This window comes from Bartonella sp. AD328YNZD (assembly GCF_042196425.1).
In genome coordinates this window covers 1-5062 of the sequence record NZ_JBHIQG010000188.1, presented here as the reverse complement: position 1 = coordinate 5062, position 5062 = coordinate 1, and the positions used below count along the sequence as shown (strand labels likewise).

5 protein-coding genes and 1 pseudogene are annotated in these 5062 nt (G+C 39.4%); 1 reads left to right on the top strand and 5 read right to left on the bottom strand.

The window, feature by feature from the left end:
- The 3 genes and pseudogenes from ACFIO3_RS08760 to tolQ form a co-directional block, all read right to left on the bottom strand.
- Positions 1–909, bottom strand: a pseudogene (locus ACFIO3_RS08760) (cell envelope biogenesis protein TolA); the annotation flags it as partial.
- Positions 910–998: 89 nt separating this feature from the next.
- Positions 999–1451, bottom strand: a complete 453-nt coding sequence (gene tolR / locus ACFIO3_RS08755) for a protein TolR (RefSeq protein ID WP_375608433.1) — start codon at positions 1449–1451, stop codon at positions 999–1001.
- Positions 1452–1466: 15 nt separating this feature from the next.
- Positions 1467–2180, bottom strand: coding sequence for a protein TolQ (gene tolQ / locus ACFIO3_RS08750; RefSeq protein ID WP_375608432.1), 714 nt, complete (start codon positions 2178–2180; stop codon positions 1467–1469).
- 940 nt (positions 2181–3120) lie between these two features.
- Here tolQ and ACFIO3_RS08745 point away from each other — a divergent pair.
- Complete coding sequence (locus ACFIO3_RS08745; protein WP_375704327.1) at positions 3121–3261, top strand: hypothetical protein; 141 nt, start codon at positions 3121–3123, stop codon at positions 3259–3261.
- 902 nt (positions 3262–4163) lie between these two features.
- Here ACFIO3_RS08745 and ybgC read toward each other — a convergent pair.
- A complete protein-coding gene (gene ybgC / locus ACFIO3_RS08740; RefSeq protein WP_375608431.1) occupies positions 4164–4604 on the bottom strand; it encodes a tol-pal system-associated acyl-CoA thioesterase in 441 nt (146 codons plus the stop codon).
- 233 nt (positions 4605–4837) lie between these two features.
- The coding region (locus ACFIO3_RS08735; RefSeq protein WP_375704326.1) for a Holliday junction DNA helicase RuvB C-terminal domain-containing protein at positions 4838–5062 on the bottom strand (225 nt) is incomplete at its 5' end.

The following is a 5062-nucleotide window of genomic DNA, read 5'->3' as shown; positions in this document are numbered from 1 at the left end:
TGGAGTCAATTCTTTTGGCGATACCATCTCTTCATTTTTGTGCAAAGGCTTAAGCGCAGTCTCGGGTGCATCCTCCGATACTTTCAAAGGCACCTCAGGCGCAACCTTGGGCGCATCTTCCGGTACTCTCACAGACATCTCAGGTGCAACCTTGGGCGCATCTTCCGGTGCTTCCAAAGGCATCTCAGGTGCAACCTTGGGCGCATCCTCCGGTACTCTCACAGGCATCTCAGGCGCAACCTTAGGCGCATCTTCCGGTGCTTCCAAAGGCATCTCAGGCGCAAGCTTTGGCGCATCTTCCGGTACTCTCACAGGCACCTCAGGTACAGCCTTAGGCGCGTCCTCCGGTACTCTCAAAGGCACCTCAGGCGCAAGCTTTGGCGCATCTTCCGGTGCTTCCAAAGGCATCTCAGGTGCAAGCTTTGGCGCATCTTCCGGTACTTTCAAAGGCATCTCAGGCGCAACCTTAGGCTCATTCTCTGGTTCTTTTGAAATCTCTTCTGTTTTTGCTTCTAATAATTCTGGTTGTGTAAGTTCGGATGTGGATGTTTCCGACGTACTTTCGCTTGTTGGCGGCGGTGTTGTCTCAACGGGGAGCAACTTTTCTTTTGGTTTAAAAGGCGCAAGACGATCTATTTGTCCCTCCCCAATATGGCGTGCATCCTCTTTTTCTTGTGGTTGCATGGTTGGTTTAATGGCAGGAATCGCACGGATAGGAGCCTTCACAGCTCCTTGTTGAGAGGAAAGCTCTTCCATCAAAGGAGCCAGAGTGATAGGAATTGCTTCCAATTGTTGTGGTAAAGAGACAAAGCTTGCAAACTGAACGGCTCCCCAACCAAGAAAAATGACATGGACCATAAGGGATAAAGCCAAGCCTCGTTTCATGCTATGATAGGAGTCTTTGTTCATTCTTTATGCCTTATTTACGCCTTACATTTTTTCATTTTTAATCACTCTATGCTCTTTTTAAAAACAACCATTTATGCGCAATTTATCATTTATTGCGCTAAACTTGCTAATGCAACTTGAGAAAAACCTGCCTTTTGAATATCGGCCAAGAGTTTTAATACTTGTTGATATTCAACAGTTTTAGCAACCCGCACAAAAATCCGTTGATCTTTTTGGGCAGCATCCGCTTCCAGAAGCGTTTTTAGGTGTGCAATCAGCGCTTGTGACGTTTCATAATAATCTTGATTAATGGCCAAGCGCCCTTGCGCATCAAGTGAAACCGTAAGGGGCGTTTTTTGCGCGTGTACGGGCCCCGCTTGACTACGAGGCAAATCCAAAGGAACCCCATTCACCAAAAGAGGTGCAGAAACCATAAAAATAATGAGCAAGACCAGCATGACATCCACAAAAGGTGTGATATTGATTTCACTCATCAGTTGGCTTCGTGAATGACGCCGCCCACGTGTATTTTTGCGAGAAGAAGAAGCAACAGAAATTCCCATGGGATAAGCTCCTTTTTATAAAGGGGAAGGTGCTGTGCGTGTTTCATCAATACGTCGCGATACAATTGTTGAAAATTCATCGGCAAAATTTTCTATTTGTGCAATGATGCGCGCACTTTCATGGGTCAACTTGTTATAAGCAATAACAGCTGGAATTGCTGCAAACAAACCAATCGCGGTTGCCAAAAGCGCTTCTGCAATCCCTGGCGCTACAATGGCAAGTGACGTATTTTGAGAAACTGAAATAGAAAGAAAAGACTCCATAATACCAATAACTGTTCCAAAAAGTCCGATAAAAGGTCCCGCAGACCCCAGTGTCGCAAGAAAACTTAATTTTGATTCTATTTTTTCACTTTCACGTCCCAGCGTCAAATCCATAGCCTTATCAATTCTGCTCTGCAAACTTTTCGATGTATGGGTCCCTTTTTCAAGAGATTTTTTCCATTCAACCATTGCCGCCATAAAAACAGCAGATATGCTATTGGTGCGTTGACTTTTACATGATGTATAAAGATCTTCTAGCGCTTTGCCTGACCAAAATATCCGTTCAAACTGCTTTATTTCACGCTGCATTCTCCGATAAGTAAAAATTTTATCAAAAATAATGGCCCAACTCCAGACGGAAGCGAGTAGCAACCCAATCATAACCCCTTTAACGATCCAACTCGCTTGCATAAACAAATGCAACATTCCCATTGTTTCCAGATTCGTTAGTTCTACCTGCGGCATAATTGTTGTCCCTCTAAATGAAAGGTGCATTGATTAAAATTCTATAAAACAGATTGTTTTACAGTTTCTAAATTTAAGTAAAAAACTTTAGACTCACATAAATCTACGTGCCAAAACAAGAGCCATTTCTTAAATTTCTTTTAAAAGTGATGATGAGAGGCATGCCTCAATGCACGTCGCCCTCATTTCACAACGGCATTTATGAAAGATATAACGATACCCCCATAAATAATATAAAATCTATTATGCGCCACCATCTTTACACTTTGAAAAAAAAGCTAAACCATCCTCCGCTTTCCCAGCTCAAAATGTTATGATCTAAATCTTGGCACTTTGAAAAAGTTCATAAGAGGCATTGTTATTCCTTTCTCAAGTGTTTTTGTCCCAATTCACCAACCCCGCTTGTGACATACAAGAAAATATTTTTGATTAATTTACAGTAAAAGAGCTTGAAAAGAAAAAATCTGACACGTCTCAGGATTTTCATTTCAAATTGCAATGCAATGAATTATCATTATAAATAAATATGTTAACATCATGATAAGATACCGCATTGCCTTAAAGCTTTTCTTTCTCTCATTTTTAATGGGATTACACCCTTGGGGCATAAAAAATAAACCACCATACCTCGCCCGACGTTCTCCACATAATGCTCCTATGTAAGTCTCATGTAATGCCATAAAATTTTATTGTTCTGTGAATTTATGTATACGATAAATACTGATTTATAAATATAATTTAGCATTACTCATATTGAATTAAAACCTTGAATGTCGTAAGATTCTTTCATTTTAAACTTGTTCCATGTTGAAGCAATAAAAATCACTTGCGTGCACGTCAAAAGCGAAGCTGGTGTGTGGGTAAAAATTGTATAAGAAAGGAGTGCCTCTAATAAACCTTTTCAAGTGCCAAGGGCTGTCGTCCCCCACGAGTTGGCAAAATGTGTGATGGTGCCGGCTTACTTCTCCATAAGCGTAAAGAGGGGGAGCTCAGTGGCTTTATCGTTAGAAAACACCTTTCAATGCTTATCATCCCTCTGATGATGGCATCATGGTATACCGTAAAAACTTCTGGGAAGTGAAAAAAGCCACGTCACCATCTTTACTTTATGAAGCAATAAACCGCCCCTTCACTTTCTTTGCACCCTTGCAATATTGGTTCGTTATTGCATTGAGGATTGTATATAAAAAGCATTTTTACATCTTTTTTCAATGGAATATATTGCGCTCTTATAATGTTTAAGCAAATGGTTTTACATGGTGCAACATGAACAGGTTTGAAATGAAAGCGTTTTACTCTCTTGGGCTTTATCGCCGTGAGAAAAAATAAATGACCGTTCCCAATCACTTTATTCTAGAGAATACTATGCTCTTGAAACTTTAAATCAAGAATGCATTTCTACCTTATATGTATTGATCTCTCACTTATTTATTGCGTTTTTATTGCGTTGAAAAATGCACATGAAAGTCATGCACTATGGATGGAGAGCTCTCTCTTGTGAGATCAAAGGACAACCCTGCAACAAAACAAACTCCTTACCTCTCAGTATTTTAAGCGGATTTTCAATCTTGCTGCTTATGATCACTTTGATTACACTATTTTGCTGAGTATGTACATTTTTTATCACAAAAATGAACTTCATTCATTTTTTTCTTTCATTTTTTTCTTTTTTATATTTTGCACTTTTCTGCTGTTTTCTGATGCAAACGAACTCTCTTCCAAGAGGAAGCAAAACATTTTGAGTTCATGGCAGAAAATGGATGGTGAGACGCTGATTTTGCACCACAACATGGATGAGGCGTAATGAGGATATTATCTTTAATTTATTGGAGCAGGGAAGCTTTTTTCTAATGTATTGTGTGACCTTATTGATGATCAAGGAAAAACATTTAAGTAGACTATGGTCGATGTATAATCTTAGATTGTAGATCAACTTATGTTTCATGAAACGGCTATGAAACCTCTGTTCCATAAAGAACACTTTTAACCAAGTATTTTTACCAAAAGCTCTTTGGGTAACCGACGCGGTTTTGCCTCCTCATTAATCAGAGCAATTTCAACTTTCGCTGTTACCAACGTGGTTTCTTCATGCAAAATAGCTTGCTCCATAAAAAAGCGTGCCCCTTGGATGTGATTAACACGTGTTTTAACGACTAAAAGATGATCAATTTTGGCTGGTCGTGCAAAATTAATTTCCATATGACGCACAATAAAAAACAGTTTTTCCCCCTCAAGCCCTGCTGCTAACATTTTATTATTAAAACCGGTATCGCGTAAAAACTCTGACCGTCCTCGTTCAAAAAACTCAAGATAACGCGCATGATAAACCACACCGGAAAAATCTGTATCCGCAACATAAACGCGAACCTGAAAATTATGAAAAGCACTTGTATGATTTCTCTTGAAAGGAGTCACTTCTGTCATCTACTTCACGTCCCATAAAATCATTGAATAGAGCAAATTATTTATAGATCAAAAGATTGAACACATTTTTGTGTTAATGTTATGAAACGCAAAAGCACAAAATCCTCAATCGTTCCAAATCTTTTTGATCAGAATCTGCTAAAAGAAATACATTTCTTGTATTTATAACCTTGCGATACAATATTCACGCAATTTTTTTTAAGAAAATGTCTTATTTTTTTAAAGAGAATGTCTTAGTCATCTTCCCCATCCCATAAAGTCGTCTGAAGTGATGAATTGTCTTGAGCATCAGAAAATTGAGCACGCCTTTGTATAGACATTGTAGAAGCAGGCGCAGAAAGCCCTAAATGGCTCCAAGCCTTTTCACTCAGAATACGTCCGCGAGCGGTTCTTTGAATAAACCCTTGTTGGAGCAAATAGGGTTCAACAATATCTTCAATGGCATCGCGTGGTTCTGA